We start from the raw sequence: 15,458 nt of genomic DNA on the forward strand, positions 1-15,458 counted from the left end.
CGCCTGCCGCATCGAGGCGGCACTCGACAGGCACTCGACAGGCAGACCCAACTCAACCTGAGCTCGCGCTTGGTGGGGCATTAAAAGACGACCATAAACCGTCGCAGCGAGCGAGACGGAAGATTACCCAGTATTCGATCAAACAGGTGAACGGGGGGTCATCTTCCATAGCGGGCTCTCAGTTGTGACTTTCCTTACGATTGCTGCAAAATCACGCGCTTTTCGGCTAACTTTTCGGTCTGGCTGAACCATAATGACCCTCGCCATGACATCAGGAACAGAGATCGGCAGAAAGACGACATCGGGGCTCGCAGATGTACGCGAGGATTCGGGTAACACAGCGATCCCAAGCCCAGAGGCCACAAGGCAAATACCGCCGGCGGTGTCCGAGAAGACCCCGACAATACGCGGGGACACGTCATGGCGGGCGATGGCCATCCGCAGTGAGGTACTATAATCGGTGCCTACCTTGTCTGTGAAAAGGACGATTGGCTGCTGATCAAGGTCATCAATAGTCAGTTCTGTTCGCTGCGCGAGAGGATGATCTTTGTGAACGCCCGCGCAGAGACCTTCTTCGCAGACCTGTTCCGCGAGGAAAGAACCCGGGATGCTGGCGGGGCGAACCAACGCGATGTCCAAATCTGCCGCTTCCAGAGCTTTGAGCTGTGCGCTTGTCGTCATGCCAAAGACGTCGACAATAACAGCGGGATAGAGTTCGCGAAACTCCTTCAGAACCATCGGAAGGATATACACGCACGCAGGACGAATTGCGCCGATACGCAGGCGTCCGCCCTCTGCGCTGCTGGCGGCGCGCGCATGGCTGACGCCTTCGTCAAGGGTGTCGATGATGGTCTCGCAATACTCCAGAAACTTCATGCCGCCTTCTGTCAGGGACACCCGGCGCGTCGTTCGGTCAAACAACTTCGTGCCCACGCGATCTTCGAGTTGCCTGATCTGTTGACTGTAGGGGGCCTGCGATATGCCGACAGTGTCTGCCGCACGGCCAAAATGAAGCTCCCGCGCGAGAACCATAAAATAGCGAATATGACGCAGTTCGATCTGGTTTTGCATGTCTGTCGCTTTTCGGTCCATCAGGTTGATCAGACGATCATGCATCCCTCAATTAAGACTTCAATCAAAATAATCATATATCCACTACTCCCTTTCTACGTCTAACTGGTCGTGCCTAGGATGGGTCATCCTGCACACACACGCTCTCTTGGGGGATTGATGGAATTCTGGCTCACACGAACGTTCAGGCTCGCTCTGACGCTCTTTGTTGTGGTGACACTAACCTTTATCTTGCTTCGCACATCTTATGATCCGGTCGTGGCGATGCTGGGCCCTGACGCGACCAACCGTGAGATCGAGATGTTTCGCAGCCGGTGGAACCTGGATAAGCCGATGTTCGATCAGTACATCGCTTACCTCACCAACGCGATGCGCGGTGACTTTGGCGACTCTTTCCGCGACGGAAGACCGGTGTTCGAGGTGATCGCCGAGCGGTTCCCAAAAACCCTTTGGCTGGGCGGCGTGTCGTACCTTTTCGCCATCCTTGTGGGCGTTCCTGCCGGAATTCTGGCTGCGCTGTACCGGGGGTCGATTTTTGATCGCTCCATCATGGTCGTGTCGGTTGTCGGCTTTGCTCTGCCCAACTTCTTTCTTGGGATCCTGATGATCCTGCTCTTCTCGCTTGTGTTGCAGGTCCTGCCCAGTTCCGGGGCAAGTTCGTGGGCGCATATCATAATGCCCGCATTTGCATTGGGTCTGACCTTGGCCGGCATTCTGGCGCGCTTTACCCGCTCTGCCATGCTGGAGGTCTTGTCGAAGACCTACATGCTTGCCGCCGAAGCCAAGGGCATCCGCCCGGTCCGTCGCGCTGTCTTTCATGCGCTTCCCAATGCTGCACTATCGGTCATCACGATCATGGGTCTGATCCTGGGTAATCTGGTCGCGGGCACGGTTGTCGTGGAAACGGTTTTCGCATGGCCTGGCATCGGGCGGCTTCTGGTGTCGGCCATTTCATCGAAAGATCTGGCCGTGGTTCAGGCGCTGGTCTTTGTCATCGCCGCCGCAATGGTCCTTATCAATCTGTTGGTTGATCTGTCGTATCGACTGCTTGATCCACGCACGAGGCGTTCAACATGATGGGTCGCATCAACCCTGTCACCGCTGCCGCTGCGGCGTTCCTTGTTGTGGTCGCATTGCTTGCCATCCTGGGTGAGTATGCCGCGCCACATGATCCCTACAAACAAAACCTGTTGTCGCGTTTGACTGGGCCCGCATGGACCGAAGAGGGATCGAGAGAGTTTCTTTTGGGGACGGACAAGCTTGGCCGTGATCTGTTGTCCCGCCTGATCGTCGGGCTGCAAATGTCTGTCGGCGTCGCGCTTTTGGGGACCTTCATCGGTGCCTTGGTCGGAACAATCGTAGGGTTCATTTCCGGTCACTTTGAAGGTTGGGTCGACAACGTCCTGATGATGGTTGTGGATATTCAGCTGTCGCTGCCGTTCATCCTGATCGCGCTGACACTGCTGGCGTTCTTTGGAAACTCCATGCCTCTCTTCATTCTGCTGATGGGAATGTACGGCTGGGAAACCTATGCGCGTCTGGCGCGTGGCCTTGTGTTGTCAGCCAAACGGCAAACCTACTCGGCGGCTATCGTGTCACTTGGGGCGACATCCGGGCGGCTCTATCTCCGCCACATCCTGCCCAATATCGCCAGTGCGCTGATCGTGCAGCTGACGTTGACCATTCCAGCGATCATCCTTCTTGAAACGGCGCTGAGCTTTCTTGGGCTTGGCATTCAGCCGCCCGATACCAGCCTTGGCCAGATCCTTGGGGAGGGCCGCGATTATCTGGCCTCAGCTTGGTGGATTGCCGTGTTCCCGGGACTGATCATTTTCTGCATCACCCTGTCCGTTGGCGTTGTGGGCGACGCCTTGCGCGACAAATTCGATCCGACGCTAAAGGCCCGTCAATCTTAAAGAAAAACGCTGACAAAAGGGAGACTACAACATGATCACACGTCGTAATCTGAACAAATCCTTACTGGGCGCGAGCGCGTTGGCGCTTGGCACGCTTCCCAGTATCGGCATGGCCCAAGATCGCCCCGCCATTCGTATCGCGGTCGATAACCTCTGGCGCACGATGTCCCCCCTGAACGGCCTGTCCACGACCGGCAACCGCATCAACATCAACTTCTACGAAGCCCTGACAGAAGTTGACTGGCTCAATGACCCTACCGGCGCGACCGTTATACCGAAACTCGCAACCAGCTGGGAACGTGATGGCGTGGTCTGGCGCATCACGTTGCGCGAAGGTGTGATGTTCCACCACGGTGTCGAAATGACAGCCGAAGACGTGGCGTTCACCCTGTCGCATGAACGCTTGCGGGCCGACGATGCCTATGAATCACGCGGAGCGATCTTCAGCTCGAATATGGTGCGGGTCGATGCCGTCGAAAGATATGTCGTTGAAATCGAGACAGATTCACCCGACCCGAACATGCCGCAAAAGCTGTCCAACCACCACGCCAAGGTCGTCCCGAAAGATCATTACCTTGAGGTTGGTGTTGATGCTTTTGGTCAAATGCCGATTGGCACCGGGCCCTATAAGGTCACGCTGTTCCGTCCCGGTGAAGTCATGACCATTGATGCCTTTGAGGACTATTGGGGCTCTCAGCCCGGTGCTGCTGACCTGCTCCCCTGAAAAGTCCGCGGTTTGAAGTTAGCCTGTTCTCTCAACGAGGAGACAGACGATGCGGAAAAGCCGTTTCGAGTGGCATTACATCGCGCCAGGAAAGCCCATGCAGAACGGCTTCGTCGAGAGCTTCAATGGCCGCCTGCGCGACGAGTGCCTCAACGAGCACTTGTTCGCCAACCTGCGCCACGCCCGGGAGCTTATCTCGGCCTGGCGCGACGACTACAATCACCATCGCCCCCACACGAGCCTCGACGGGCTCACCCCATGGGAGTATCACCAACGGTCAGTAGAGGACCAAACCCTGAACAGAGCGAACTAAGAAACGCGGACTCCGAGGGGAGCAGGTCAGGTTTGATGATCTGCAAAAGGATTTGGGGTCAGTTATAAAGATGATGGCTGACTTCGTCGACGAGAGCAGCTGACCAGCCCCCCGCGAGTCCCTAGGGTCGGGACTCATAACCAATAAATGACGGTTGCAGCGAGAGCGATTACTGAGAGGAAGGCCTTTGGGCAGCGGTCGTTGCGTGTTGCCACCGGTTGCCAATCCTTGGGCCGTCCAAACATGATCTCAATCTGGTTGCGCCGTTTGGTTCGGCGCTTGTCATATTTGGCGGGGCTCTTGCGTTGCTTTCGACCGGGGATGCAAACGCGTATCCCCGGTCGAAAGCAACGCTTCCCTGCACTGTTGGATATCACTGAGAACGGACCCAGCACCAGTCATTGTCGTAGCCTCGGTCGCCAAGCAGGTATTTGACGTTTGGCAGGTCGCTAAGCAGCGCTCGTGCGCCGATGAAATCACTGACTTGTCCAGCAGAGACGAACAAGTTTAGTGGGCGTCCCTGACGGCTTTGATGACATAACCGCTCTCCTGTATGGATCGTTGCAGGTCCACCTTGGCACGTTGATACCGTCGGGGTGCGGTTACACAATCAGATCCACGGGATGCCAAGAGCCATCGCGGGCCGGGATTTACCCACAGTTACCCGTCCGGCTAGACCTCTCTCCGGGCAATCTGTAGGACTTCGACGGCGGGCATGGCCCGCGTTGCAAAGGACCCTATGATGCGCCCTGAAGTGATCGCTGCCTTTTCACAAGCCCTGCTGACCGCACGCGCCGCTGGCACGCCGGTCACGCCGCCTGCGGACTGTCCCACCTACGCAGAGGCGCTGGCAATCCAGACCACGATCCAGTCGTCGTTGGGTGATGTTGCCGGTTTCAAGGTTGGCACACTGCCCGATGGACCGCCTATGTTGGCGCCGATTCCCACGTTCCGCGTTTTTGATAGCGGCGCAGAGATACCGTCACCCGACATGGCCGGTGTCGAACTGGAAATCGCCTTTGAACTGATAAGGCCTCTGGCGGACCTTCCACTGCACCGGCTTTTCCGGCCGCGTTTGGTAATGGAACTGGTCGATACGCGTTTCGCAGGCGATGATTTGGGGCCGTTGCAAAAGATGGCCGATATGCAGCTGAACGATGGGCTGGTTTTGGGCCCCGTGCTGGACGGTTGGGACGGGTCGGACTTCGGCACGCTTCAGGTGCGGATGACCGGGGCAGGGCGGATCGTTCTGGATGGTGCGGCGGACGTGCCCGGCGGTTCGTCGCTTGGTAATCTGCAACTCTTTCTCGACCATATCGGCGATCACTGCGGCGGGTTGCAGCCCGGTCAACACATCATCACCGGATCGCTGTGTGGTCTGCCGTGGTTCCCGGCGGGCAGCACCGTTCAGGCGCAGGTTGACGGTTTCGGAGAGATCATGGCGCGGCTGGTTGCGCGCTGAGCAAGGCCTCTGTTCGCGCGCTGAGGTATTCGGCAACGACACGCGCCGCGCGGGACAGCGGGCGGCGGGCGTCGATCACCGTGGAAATCGTAGGAGAGGCCAACCCGGCCTCTTTCAACGGCAGGAAACACAGACTGCCGTCCCGGAGTTCCGGCAGCACGTCCAGCTCCGAGGTGATCATCGCCACGTCGCCCTGTGCCAGCGCCTGTTTCAATAGCTGGATCGAGTTCGACGTCAGCACCGGGTGGTTGGCGGTAAAGAACCACGCATGGCGGTTGTCCAGATATTGCCGCGTTGGCATCAGCGCGCTTTGCGACACCAGCGCAATCCCGTCCACGTCGCTCAGTGACAGCCGGTCGGCGTCTGCCAGTGGGTGATCCGGCGCCACGATGCAGCCCAGCCGCAGCTTGCGTTGCCACAGCACATGCTGATGGCGCATGGGCGGCGCGTTAAAGGTCATGGCCACGTCGACGGTGCCGTCCTCCAGCGCGCGCAGCGCCTCTGTCGGAGCCAGCACCTCTAGCGAGAGGCGCAGGTTGGGCTGGTTGGCGCGCAGTTCCCTGTGCAGGTCCAGCAGGACGCCGTTGCACAGGCTGTCCATGCCCGCCAAGCGCACGCTGCCGTGTTCCTTGCCGCGCATCTCCAGCAGATCGGTTTCCAACCGGTCGGCATCGGCGCGCCAACGCCGCGCCATCACGATCACCGATTCCCCGGCTGCCGTTGGCCGCATCCCGCGTGGAAGACGTTCGAACAGGGGCGCGCCATTGGCCTCTTCCAGCGACTTGACCTGTCGGTCGATGGCCGAAGCGGCGATTCCCAGTGCGCGCGAGGCGGCTTGGATCGAACCATGTTCCGCGACCGCCTCGACATACAGCAATTGGCGCGGAACGAGGTGAAATTTCATGCAGGATCGTCCTCGACTGCGTACTAATTTTGCGAATGCATCCTTGCCTATTTTGACATGGATGGCAATCGAAAGCCTCGCTACCGTTTGGTTAAACGCGACAGGAACGGTGGCCATGCAGAGCGAACATTCGGGACATGACACGGTGATAACCGGCGCACAGGTGGTGACACCTGCCGGTACAGCACTTTGCGACATTGGCATCCGGGATGGGCGCATTGCGACACTGGGCACCGGATTGCAGGGCGACAGGGTCATCGACGCGACGGGGCTGATCGCCATGCCCGGCGGGATCGACAGCCATGTGCATATCGCCCAACCCTCGGGGCCCGGGATCGAGATGGCGGATGATTTCGCCAGCGCCACGCGTGCCGCCGCCTGCGGTGGCAATACGCTGGTGATGCCCTTTGTCCTGCCCGATGGGGATCAAAGCCTGCGTGACGCCACCAACGCGTATCTGGCGCAGGCCGAGGGCCAGTGCCTGACCGATATTTCCTGCCACCTGATCGTCAAAAGCGCTGATCCGGTCACGTTGGGGCAAGATCTGCCAGCGTTGATCGCGCTGGGGCTGACCAGCTTCAAGGTGTTCATGACCTATGAGGGGATGCGCCTGAACGATGCGGAAATCCTGCGGGTGATGGACGTGGCGAAAGAGCAAGGCGCGCTGACGCTGGTTCACGCCGAAAACGAAGACGCCATCGAGTTTCTGCGCGACAAGGCGGAAAGGGCAGGGGACACTGCGCCTGTGTTCCATGCCCGCTCTCGCCCCGTGCCGGTCGAACGAGAGGCGACGCACCGGGCCACCACACTGGCCGAGGTGGCGGGCGTGCCGCTGATGATCGTGCATGTGTCGAACGGGGCCGCGCTGGAGGAAATCCGCCGCGCGAAAGAGCGCGGCGTCAAGGTCTACGCCGAAACCTGCCCGCAATACATCACGCTGACGGCGGATGATCTGGACCGGGCAGGCTTTGAGGGGGCCAAGTGGGTCTGCTCGCCTCCGCCGCGCGACACGGATGAACAGGCTGCGATCTGGGCGGGGCTGGAGCAGGGGGCGTTTGATGTCTTTTCGTCCGATCACTGCCCGTTCCGTTTCGCCGATCCTGCGGGCAAGGATGCGCCCGGCGCGCGGGCATCGTTCCGCAACATTCCCAACGGGATACCGGGTGTGGAAACACGCTTGCCGATCCTGTTCTCCGAAGGTGTCAGCAAGGGCCGGATCACGTTGGAGGCTTTTGCCGCACTGACCGCCACGAACCATGCCCGGATCTACGGGCTGACCGACAAGGGGGCGATTATGGTGGGGAAAGACGCGGATATCGTGCTGTGGGACCCCTCGCTGACAAAGGCGATTTGTCAGGACGATCTGCACCACGGCGCGGACTACACCCCTTGGGAGGGGTTCGAGGTCACAGGTTGGCCCGTTCACACGCTTTTGCGCGGGCAGACGGTCATGCAGAACGGCGCGCCGGAGGGCGTGCCCTTGGGGCGGCATGTTGCGCGCGAAAAGGTGTCGGCATGAGCTATCCAGCCGTTGATCCTCGCCGCGTCGGAATGCTGACGCCCAGTTCCAACACCGTGCTGGAGCCCTACACCAGCGCCATGTTCGCCCAATTCGGTGAGGCGGCCAGCGCGCATTTCGGGCGCTTTCGGGTGGTCGAGATTTCCATGTCTGATGCCAGTCAGGCGCAGTTCACGCTGGAGCCCATCCTGGAGGCCGCCGAAAGGCTGGCCGAGGCGCACCCGCACCTGATCGCATGGAACGGTACGTCTGCCTCTTGGCTGGGTCTGGAAAAGGATCGCGCGCTGTGCGCGGCAATCACCGAACGGACCGGCGTGCCCGCGACCTCTACCATCCTTGCTTATGACGCGCTGCTGCGGGGCATGGGTGTCAAACGGCTGGGTGTGGTCACGCCCTATATCGCAGACATCGAAACCCGGATGATTGCAAACTACGCGGCGCAAGGGATCGAGGTCGTCAGCGCAGAGCGTCTGAACGACAAGGGCAACTATAGCTTTGCCACCTATTCGCCCGCCCAAGTGGGCGCGATGATCGACCGTGTGGCAGAGGCCAAGCCCGACGCCATCGCAATTGTCTGCACCAATTTCCGTGGCGCGCCAGAGGCTGCCCGCATCGAAGACGCCACCGGCATCCCGGTGCTCGATTCCGTCGCCGTCACGGCGGCGCATTGCCTGTCGCAGATCGGACTTGATCCTGCGCGGGTCACTGGCTGGGGGGGCGTCTTTCAGACGATCGCCGCCCTTGGCCTACCACCACTCACGACTTCCCTTTCCGAAACCAAAGGAACATCGACATGATCCGTACACTTGCCTGCGCGGCGGTGCTGACAGCGCTTGCCATTCCCGCCGGGGCCGAGACGTTCCGCGTCATGGGCCAGCCGGTCGCCACCGGCCTGATCCAGAAGAATATCGAGCAGCCGTTTTTTGAGAACTTCGCCGCGGAGACGGGGCTGGAGGGCTTCAGCGCCGACTATCAGCCCGTCGACGTGACCGGCATCAAGGACACCGAACAGTTGCGCATCCTCAAGGGCGGGTTGTTCGACATCGTGTCGCTGCGCCTGTCCCAAGTGTCGCGGGATGAGCCGACCATCCTTGGCCTTGATCTGGTGGGTCTGAACCCCGACTACGCCACGGGCCGCGACACGGTAAAGGCCTTTGCCCCGATCGTCGACGCGCGCCTGCAAGAGCGGTTCAACACCAAACTGCTGGGCGTCTGGCCCTTTGGTCCACAGGTCCTGTTCTGTGAGCCGGAGATTGGGTCGCTGGCAGACCTCAAGGGGCTGAAGGTGCGGGTCTATGATCAGAACCTTGCCGAATTCGTGTCGCTGGTCGGCGGCACGCCGGTGCCAATCGGTTTCCCTGAGGTGCAGCAATCGCTGGCGCGCGGCGTGGTGGATTGCGCCATCACCGGCCCGTCGTCGGCCAATTCTGCTGGCTGGCCCGAAGTGACCTCCTACACCCTGCCGATTGCGTTCCAACTGGCGATGAACGGCTATGGCATCAATCTGGACACCTGGAACAAGCTGTCGCCGGAAGAGCAAGAGAAACTGCAGGCCGGGTTCGACATGCTGACAGACAAGATCTGGGCCTATTCCGAAGAGCTGTTTGTTGATGCGGTAAACTGCAACACCGGCACAGAGCCCTGCGAGACCGGCACCAAATATGACCTTGTGCTGGTCGCGCCCACAGACGCCGATAAGGATCTGGTCGGCACCGCCGTTCCAAACGTGTCTTTCCCGGCATGGGCCGAGGTCTGCGACGCCACCAATCCGGGCTGTTCTGATGCGTGGACCAAGGCCGTGACGGCCAAGGACAGCATGTAAGCCAGACCTGCGCCCGAACCGTTCCTCCCTGCGGTTCGGGTGCCTTATTCAAGGAATTCCCCCGATGGATAGCCTCGCCACATGGATCAGCCGACTGTTCGGTTGGTCGCTTTTGTTCCTGTCCGGTTTTGTCGCTCTGGAAACCTTGCTGCGCAAGCTGTTCAACACCTCGCTACAGGGCGCGGATGAACTGGGTGGCTACGTGCTGGCCCTTGGCGCGGCGCTGAGTTTTTCCGTTGCGCTGATCGACCGCGCGCATATCCGCATCGACGTCCTGCACGCCCGAATGCCCGTGCGGTTTCAGGCGCTGGTGGACTGGCTGGCGGTCTTGTCGCTGGCGGTGCTGGGGCTGTTCTTTCTTTACGTGGGCTGGTTCGTGATCTCGGACACGATGGCCTATGGCTCGACTGCGGCAACGCCTTGGCGGACGCCCCTGATCTGGCCGCAGACCGCTTGGTATGTCGGCTTGGCAGGCTTTGCCCTGCTGTCCTTTGTGCTGCTGGCAAAGGCAAGCATTTTGTTCTTCACCGGGCGGCACAAGGCGCTGGCCGATGCGTTCAACCCAACTTCTGCCGAGGAAGAGTTGAGCGAAGAACTGACCCAGTTGAAGGACCGCTGAGATGAGCATTTTCGACGTCGCCATCGGGTTTACGATCATGATGGGCCTGTTGTTGATGGGGCTGCCGGTGGCCTCCGTCATGGTCACGATGGGCGTGGTCGGGGGCATGGTCCTGTATGGCCCGGTGCTGCTGCAAAGCATGGGTCCGGTAATCTGGGGCACCTCGAATGAGCCGGTCCTGACCGCGATCCCGCTGTTCATCCTGCTGGGCGAATTGCTGTTGCGCTCCGGTCTGGCGGACCGGATGTATGGCGCGCTGGCCCTGTGGCTGGGGCGGCTGCCGGGTGGGTTGCTGCACACCAACATTGGCTGCTGCGCCTTGTTTGCGGCCACGTCCGGGTCGTCTGTTGCCACCGCAGCAACCGTCGGCACGGTGGCGCTGCCTGCGCTGGAGGAACGCGCCTACCGGCCATCGCGGTCATTAGGATCACTGGCGGCGGGAGGCACCTTGGGCATTCTCATTCCGCCTTCGGTCAACCTGTTGGTCTATGGGTCCTTGGCCAGCGTCTCTGTTGGGCAATTATTCATTGCGGGCGTGGTGCCGGGGATCTTGCTGACCATGCTGTTCATGGTCTTCATCGCGGTGCAAGACATCCTGACCCACACGGACAAGCATGATGACGTGGTAATCCCGTGGTCGGTGAAAATTGCCGCCCTGAGGCATCTGGTGCCCGCAGCGGTGGTGTTCCTGATCGTCATGGGCTCGATCTATCTAGGCATTGCCACACCGACCGAAAGTGCTGCCTTGGCTGTGATTGTGGCGCTGGGGTTTGTCGCAGCGGAGGGCAAGCTGACTTTGGGTTTCCTCGACATCTGCTTTCGCAAGACCGCCAAGACCACGGGGATGATCCTGCTCATCATCGTCGCGGCATTTACCTTGAACGTGACTCTGGCGCTGGGCGGAATTACCGGCGTGATTTCCGCATGGGTGGCGCAGCAAGGGCTGAGCATGGTCGAACTGCTGTTCGCGCTGATGCTGTTCTACCTGATCTTGGGCATGTTCATGGACGTGCTGTCGATGCAGGTGCTGACCATCCCGATCTTTGTACCCATCGTGGTGCAGGCGGGGGTGGACCCGATCTGGTTCGGCATCTTCGTCGTGTTGATGTGTGAACTGGGCATGATCACGCCGCCGGTGGGCATGAACCTGTATGTCGTGCAAGGCGTACGCGGAGATCGCGGGCCGTTTTCGGACGTGGTGGCGGGGGCGGTGCCCTATGCGGGACTGATGCTGCTCTTTACATCGGCGCTGATCTTCTGGCCGCAGGTGGTCACATGGCTGCCGCAGGCGGTAGGCCGATGAAGGATGCCTCTGTGACAAAGATGGACGCGACGGCGCTGCTGACCGCCTATGCCGAGGGCCGCGCTGATCCGGTCGAAGTGACGCGCGCCCATTTGGACGTGATCGCGGCGCAGGACGGCAGGCTGAACGCCTACAGTACCCTGTCCGGGACCGCCCTGCACGCGGCGCGGACCGCCGCGCAGGCGCTTCGGGAAGGTGGGACGCCGGGCGCGCTGAACGGGGTCCCGGTCATTATCAAGGACAACCTGTGTGCCGCCGGAATGCCCGCCGCATGGGGCAACGCGGAACTGGCTCGACGTGTGGTCGATCAGGACGAGTTGCCGGTTGCGGCGCTGCGCGCGGCGGGGGCGGTGATCCTTGGCAAGGGCAACACGCCGGAATTTGCGGTTGAAGGTTACACCGACAACGCCACATTCGGCCCGACACGGCATCCCGTGGACCCGGCGCTGACGCCCGGAGGTTCGTCCGGAGGCGTCGTGACGGCGGTGGCGTCTGGCATGGCGATGGCAGGTCTGGCGACCGATGGCGGCGGCTCGATCCGCCGCCCGGCGGGCTACACCGGGCTTTGGGGGCTGAAACCGGGGATCGGGACGGTGCGGCGCGGCGGCGGCCTGCCGCAGGTGTTGTTGGATCTTGAGGCGGTCGGGCCAATCACGCGATCCGCCCGCGATCTGGCGCTGTTTCACCGGGTGCTATCGGGGCAGGACGCCAAACCGCCGAGGACATGCCGCATCCTTGCAATCGGGCTGCTGGGCGACGCGCCTTGTGATCCACTGATCCGCGACAGCTTCGCCGCGACGGTCAAACAACTGCGCGCTTTGGGGCATGAGGTGGTCGAGGGCGTCTTGCCCGTCGATCTGGGGCCCCTGAACGCGGTCTGGTCGGGCATCGCCGAGATCGGGCTGGCGCATCTGGGCCGCAATGACCCTGCGGTTCTGGACAGCGCTGCCGAAAAGTACCGTGCAATGGCGCGAGCGGGCAAAGCAGCCAGCGCGGTCGATCTGTATGAGGCCATGATACGCATCTTTGCCCTGCGTGAGGCGGTGCGCGGCCTATGGGGGTATGACGCGGTGCTGATGCCAACGGCGGCGGCGATGCCGTGGCCTGCGGATCAGGCCTATCCGCCGATGATTGACGGTCTGCCTGTCGGTCCACGGGGCCACGCGGTCTATACCGGCTGGGTCAACGCGGCGGGCCTGCCGGCGCTGGCCTTTCCGGCAGCGCGGGAGGGCGCAATGCCCGTCGGGATGCAACTGATCGGCGACATGGGCGCCGAGCCACTGTTGCTGGGCCTTGCCGCGACATTGGACGCGGGGCAGGGCGCATGAGCGTGCTGTTGGTGAACCCCAACGCCAATACTGCAACGACAGAGGCGATGCTGAACATCGCCCGCCAGATCCTGCCGGAGATCATTGGCTGGACCGCCCCCACAGGTCCGCAGATGATCATCGACGCGGCGGCGCTGGAGGCCGCGGGGCGACAGGTGGCCGAAGCGCAATTGCCGCGGGTCGCAGGTGTCATCGTGTCGGCCTTTGGCGATCCGGGGCGCGCGGCGCTGGCTGCGCGGTTGCCCTGCCCGGTGATCGGGATCGGCGCGGCCTCGGCGCGGGTGGCGGCCGGGCGGCGCTTTGCCGTGGCGACAACGACGCCGGGACTGGCAGAGGCCATTGACCACATGATGACGCCTTTGGGGGATTACCTTGGCTGCTATCTGTCTCCGGACGATCCTCTCGCCTTGATGGCGCAACCGGCGCAGTTGGATGCGGCCCTTGGTGCGGCGATCTTGCGGGCGGCAGATGAGGGTGCAGAGGTGGTTATCATCGGTGGCGGCCCGCTGGGGGAGGCTGCGGAGCGGCTGTCCGCGACTTGCCCGGTGCCGCTGATTTCGCCGATTCGCGCAGCCTGTGCCGAAATGCGCGACACCCTTGGGTTGAGCGATGGCGAAAGTGGTGTTTTGGCGCCGTAGAAAGCGGCGTAAAAAACTAACCAACCGGTCGAAAATTAAGCAATTCGCTGCAATGCAGAAAAAACCTTCTAGGCAAAACCGCGTTCACGCTGGCTGCCAGGGAGTGCCACGGTCACAGTTTCATGAATCGGGGCTGGCGTCAGATCGGCCGATAATGAGGCTATAAAACAATGACTTGGCAACCCAAGGGGGTATACATGACGAAATTTCTAAAAGGGGCGGTGGCTATCGCGACTGCGGTGGCGCTGTCCTGTGCCACGATGGCCAATGCCCAAGGCGTGCTGCGCGTCGGCATGACCGCAGCCGACATTCCGCTGACCACCGGCCAGACTGACCAAGGCGGCGAAGGCATGCGTTTCATGGGCTACACGGTCTATGATTCACTCATCGAATGGGACCTGAGCAGCGCCGACAAACCGTCGGTTCTGATCCCGGGCCTTGCGACCGAATGGTCTGTGGGCGAGGACGAACTGACATGGACCTTCACGCTGCGCGAGGGCGTCACGTTCCACGACGGATCGCCTCTGACCGCCGAAGTGATCGTCTGGAACTTTGACAAGCTGCTGGACGACACGTCCGAACAATATGACCCGCGCCAGTCCGCGCAGGGCAAAAGCCGCATCCCCGCCGTGGCCTCGTATGAGGCGGTGGACGACCTGACGCTGACCATCACCACCAAGGTGCCGGACGCGACACTGCCTTATCAGCTCGCGTGGATTCTGATGTCCTCCAAGGCCAACTGGGAAGCCATGGACAAGGACTGGGAAAAGGTCGCCATGTCGCCCTCTGGTACCGGTCCGTGGAAGCTGGACTCCTTTGTCCCGCGTGAGCGCGCCGAGCTGGTGCCGAACGCCGATTACTGGGATGAAACCCGCATCCCGAAGCTGGACAAGATGGTGCTGATCCCGCTGCCGGAACCCAACGCACGTGCCGCGGCACTGCTGTCGGGGCAGGTCGACTGGATCGAGGCGCCCGCGCCCGACACCATCCCGGCGATGACCGGCAACGGCTTTGTCATCTCGTCGAACGCCTATCCGCACAACTGGACATGGCACCTGTCGCGTCTAGAAGGTTCGCCCTGGAATGACATCCGCGTGCGTAAGGCCGCCAACATGGCGATCGACCGTGAAAGCATGATGCCGCTGCTGGGGGACCTGATGGTTCCGGCCAAAGGCTTCTTGCCGCCGTCGTCGCAGTGGTTCGGCACCCCGACGTTTGACCCGTCCTATGATCTGGAGGCGGCCAAAGCGCTGATGTCAGAGGCAGGTTACGGCCCCGACAATCGCCTGACGGTCAAGGCGCTGATCTCTCCGTCGGGGTCCGGTCAGATGCTGCCGCTGCCGATGAATGAATACGTCCAGCAGAGCCTTGCCGAGGTCTGGATCGACGTAGACTTCATGGTCGTGGAATGGAACCAGATGATCAACCTGTGGCGTGCAGGTGCGGCGGACGAGGCCGTGGATGGCGCGCAGTCGATCAACTTTACCTACTTTATCCAGGACCCGTTCACCGGTCTGATCCGTCACCTCGACGAGGGTCTGATCGCCCCGAACGGCACCAACTGGGGCCACTACAAGGACCCGGAAATGCAGGACCTGTTCGAGCAGATCAAGACCACCTTTGACCCCGTGGAACAGACCGCCGTGTTGCAGAAGACGCATGAGAAATACGTCAACGAGGCGCTGTTCCTCTTTGTCACCCATGACGTCGCCCCGCGTGCGCTGAGCCCCAAGGTCGAAGGCTTTGTTCAGGCGCAGAACTGGTACCAGAACTTCTCCTCCATCTCGATGGCCGAGTAAGTCAATCGCCCCCGCCGCAACCTGTGGCGGGGGCATCCGG

14 protein-coding genes and 2 pseudogenes are annotated in these 15,458 nt (G+C 61.3%); 13 read left to right on the forward strand and 3 right to left on the reverse strand.

Annotation, left to right across the window (positions count from 1 at the left end; translation table 11 throughout):
• Nucleotides 1-138: 138 nt before the first annotated feature.
• Complete coding sequence (locus tag VOI21_RS22515; protein ID WP_323772214.1) at nt 139-1,071, reverse strand: LysR family transcriptional regulator; 933 nt, start codon at nt 1,069-1,071, stop codon at nt 139-141.
• 159 nt (nt 1,072-1,230) lie between these two features.
• Between VOI21_RS22515 and VOI21_RS22520 the strand changes: the two genes are divergently transcribed.
• The 4 genes and pseudogenes from VOI21_RS22520 to VOI21_RS22535 form a co-directional block, all read left to right on the forward strand.
• Nucleotides 1,231-2,148 carry an ABC transporter permease gene (locus VOI21_RS22520; protein ID WP_323772215.1) on the forward strand — a complete coding sequence of 306 codons (918 nt, stop codon included), beginning with the start codon at nt 1,231-1,233 and terminating at the stop codon, nt 2,146-2,148.
• Nucleotides 2,145-2,987 carry an ABC transporter permease gene (locus tag VOI21_RS22525; RefSeq protein ID WP_323772216.1) on the forward strand — a complete coding sequence of 281 codons (843 nt, stop codon included), beginning with the start codon at nt 2,145-2,147 and terminating at the stop codon, nt 2,985-2,987. The genes VOI21_RS22520 and VOI21_RS22525 overlap by 4 nt, the downstream gene beginning before the upstream one ends.
• 31 nt (nt 2,988-3,018) lie before the next feature.
• Entirely contained in the window at nt 3,019-3,711 is a 693-nt protein-coding gene (locus tag VOI21_RS22530) for an ABC transporter substrate-binding protein (protein ID WP_323772217.1), read from the forward strand.
• Between the two features lie 61 nt (nt 3,712-3,772).
• Nucleotides 3,773-4,024 (forward strand): annotated as a pseudogene (locus VOI21_RS22535) (integrase core domain-containing protein); the annotation flags it as partial.
• 134 nt (nt 4,025-4,158) lie between these two features.
• On the opposite strand, the pseudogene VOI21_RS22540 reads toward VOI21_RS22535, so the two are convergent.
• Nucleotides 4,159-4,547, reverse strand: a pseudogene (locus VOI21_RS22540) (transposase); the annotation flags it as partial.
• A 216-nt stretch (nt 4,548-4,763) separates the two neighbouring features.
• On the opposite strand from VOI21_RS22540, the gene VOI21_RS22545 reads away from it, so the two are divergent.
• Nucleotides 4,764-5,486 carry a hydratase gene (locus VOI21_RS22545; protein ID WP_323772218.1) on the forward strand — a complete coding sequence of 241 codons (723 nt, stop codon included), beginning with the start codon at nt 4,764-4,766 and terminating at the stop codon, nt 5,484-5,486.
• Here the strand turns inward: VOI21_RS22545 and VOI21_RS22550 are convergent.
• Nucleotides 5,461-6,390 (reverse strand): LysR family transcriptional regulator, encoded by a 930-nt coding sequence (locus VOI21_RS22550; protein ID WP_323772219.1) that lies wholly within the window; start codon nt 6,388-6,390, stop codon nt 5,461-5,463. The two genes, VOI21_RS22545 and VOI21_RS22550, sit on opposite strands and share 26 nt — an antisense overlap.
• Nucleotides 6,391-6,451: 61 nt before the next feature.
• On the opposite strand from VOI21_RS22550, the gene hydA reads away from it, so the two are divergent.
• The 8 genes from hydA (at nt 6,452) to VOI21_RS22590 (ending at nt 15,418) form a co-directional block, all read left to right on the forward strand.
• A complete protein-coding gene (gene hydA, locus VOI21_RS22555; RefSeq protein ID WP_323772271.1) occupies nt 6,452-7,909 on the forward strand; it encodes a dihydropyrimidinase in 1,458 nt (485 codons plus the stop codon).
• The gene (locus tag VOI21_RS22560; RefSeq protein ID WP_323772220.1) at nt 7,906-8,706 is read left to right on the forward strand and encodes an aspartate/glutamate racemase family protein; all 801 of its coding nucleotides are present in this window, start codon (nt 7,906-7,908) and stop codon (nt 8,704-8,706) included. Before hydA ends, VOI21_RS22560 begins: the two co-directional genes overlap by 4 nt.
• Complete coding sequence (locus tag VOI21_RS22565; RefSeq protein WP_323772221.1) at nt 8,703-9,731, forward strand: TRAP transporter substrate-binding protein; 1,029 nt, start codon at nt 8,703-8,705, stop codon at nt 9,729-9,731. The genes VOI21_RS22560 and VOI21_RS22565 overlap by 4 nt, the downstream gene beginning before the upstream one ends.
• Nucleotides 9,732-9,795: 64 nt before the next feature.
• Nucleotides 9,796-10,350 carry a TRAP transporter small permease gene (locus VOI21_RS22570; RefSeq protein WP_323772222.1) on the forward strand — a complete coding sequence of 185 codons (555 nt, stop codon included), beginning with the start codon at nt 9,796-9,798 and terminating at the stop codon, nt 10,348-10,350.
• 1 nt (nt 10,351) lies between these two features.
• Nucleotides 10,352-11,653 carry a TRAP transporter large permease gene (locus tag VOI21_RS22575; protein ID WP_323772223.1) on the forward strand — a complete coding sequence of 434 codons (1,302 nt, stop codon included), beginning with the start codon at nt 10,352-10,354 and terminating at the stop codon, nt 11,651-11,653.
• Nucleotides 11,654-11,673: 20 nt separating this feature from the next.
• Entirely contained in the window at nt 11,674-12,981 is a 1,308-nt protein-coding gene (locus VOI21_RS22580) for an amidase (RefSeq protein ID WP_323772272.1), read from the forward strand.
• Complete coding sequence (locus VOI21_RS22585; protein WP_323772224.1) at nt 12,978-13,619, forward strand: aspartate/glutamate racemase family protein; 642 nt, start codon at nt 12,978-12,980, stop codon at nt 13,617-13,619. Before VOI21_RS22580 ends, VOI21_RS22585 begins: the two co-directional genes overlap by 4 nt.
• Before the next feature lie 197 nt (nt 13,620-13,816).
• Nucleotides 13,817-15,418: an ABC transporter substrate-binding protein gene (locus tag VOI21_RS22590; protein WP_323772225.1), complete on the forward strand. Its 1,602-nt coding sequence runs from the start codon at nt 13,817-13,819 to the stop codon at nt 15,416-15,418.
• Nucleotides 15,419-15,458: the final 40 nt, after the last annotated feature.

Origin of the sequence: Antarctobacter sp. (genome assembly GCF_034670325.1) — a bacterium.
Lineage (GTDB): Bacteria > Pseudomonadota > Alphaproteobacteria > Rhodobacterales > Rhodobacteraceae > Antarctobacter.

Coding starts and splice junctions, on each gene's coding strand:
- VOI21_RS22515 (WP_323772214.1), bottom strand. CDS start 1,071: ATGCAAAACCAGATCGAACTGCGTCATATTCGCTATTTTATGGTTCTC.
- VOI21_RS22520 (WP_323772215.1), top strand. CDS start 1,231: ATGGAATTCTGGCTCACACGAACGTTCAGGCTCGCTCTGACGCTCTTT.
- VOI21_RS22525 (WP_323772216.1), top strand. CDS start 2,145: ATGATGGGTCGCATCAACCCTGTCACCGCTGCCGCTGCGGCGTTCCTT.
- VOI21_RS22530 (WP_323772217.1), top strand. CDS start 3,019: ATGATCACACGTCGTAATCTGAACAAATCCTTACTGGGCGCGAGCGCG.
- VOI21_RS22545 (WP_323772218.1), top strand. CDS start 4,764: ATGATGCGCCCTGAAGTGATCGCTGCCTTTTCACAAGCCCTGCTGACC.
- VOI21_RS22550 (WP_323772219.1), bottom strand. CDS start 6,390: ATGAAATTTCACCTCGTTCCGCGCCAATTGCTGTATGTCGAGGCGGTC.
- hydA (WP_323772271.1), top strand. CDS start 6,452: ATGGCAATCGAAAGCCTCGCTACCGTTTGGTTAAACGCGACAGGAACG.
- VOI21_RS22560 (WP_323772220.1), top strand. CDS start 7,906: ATGAGCTATCCAGCCGTTGATCCTCGCCGCGTCGGAATGCTGACGCCC.
- VOI21_RS22565 (WP_323772221.1), top strand. CDS start 8,703: ATGATCCGTACACTTGCCTGCGCGGCGGTGCTGACAGCGCTTGCCATT.
- VOI21_RS22570 (WP_323772222.1), top strand. CDS start 9,796: ATGGATAGCCTCGCCACATGGATCAGCCGACTGTTCGGTTGGTCGCTT.
- VOI21_RS22575 (WP_323772223.1), top strand. CDS start 10,352: ATGAGCATTTTCGACGTCGCCATCGGGTTTACGATCATGATGGGCCTG.
- VOI21_RS22580 (WP_323772272.1), top strand. CDS start 11,674: ATGGACGCGACGGCGCTGCTGACCGCCTATGCCGAGGGCCGCGCTGAT.
- VOI21_RS22585 (WP_323772224.1), top strand. CDS start 12,978: ATGAGCGTGCTGTTGGTGAACCCCAACGCCAATACTGCAACGACAGAG.
- VOI21_RS22590 (WP_323772225.1), top strand. CDS start 13,817: ATGACGAAATTTCTAAAAGGGGCGGTGGCTATCGCGACTGCGGTGGCG.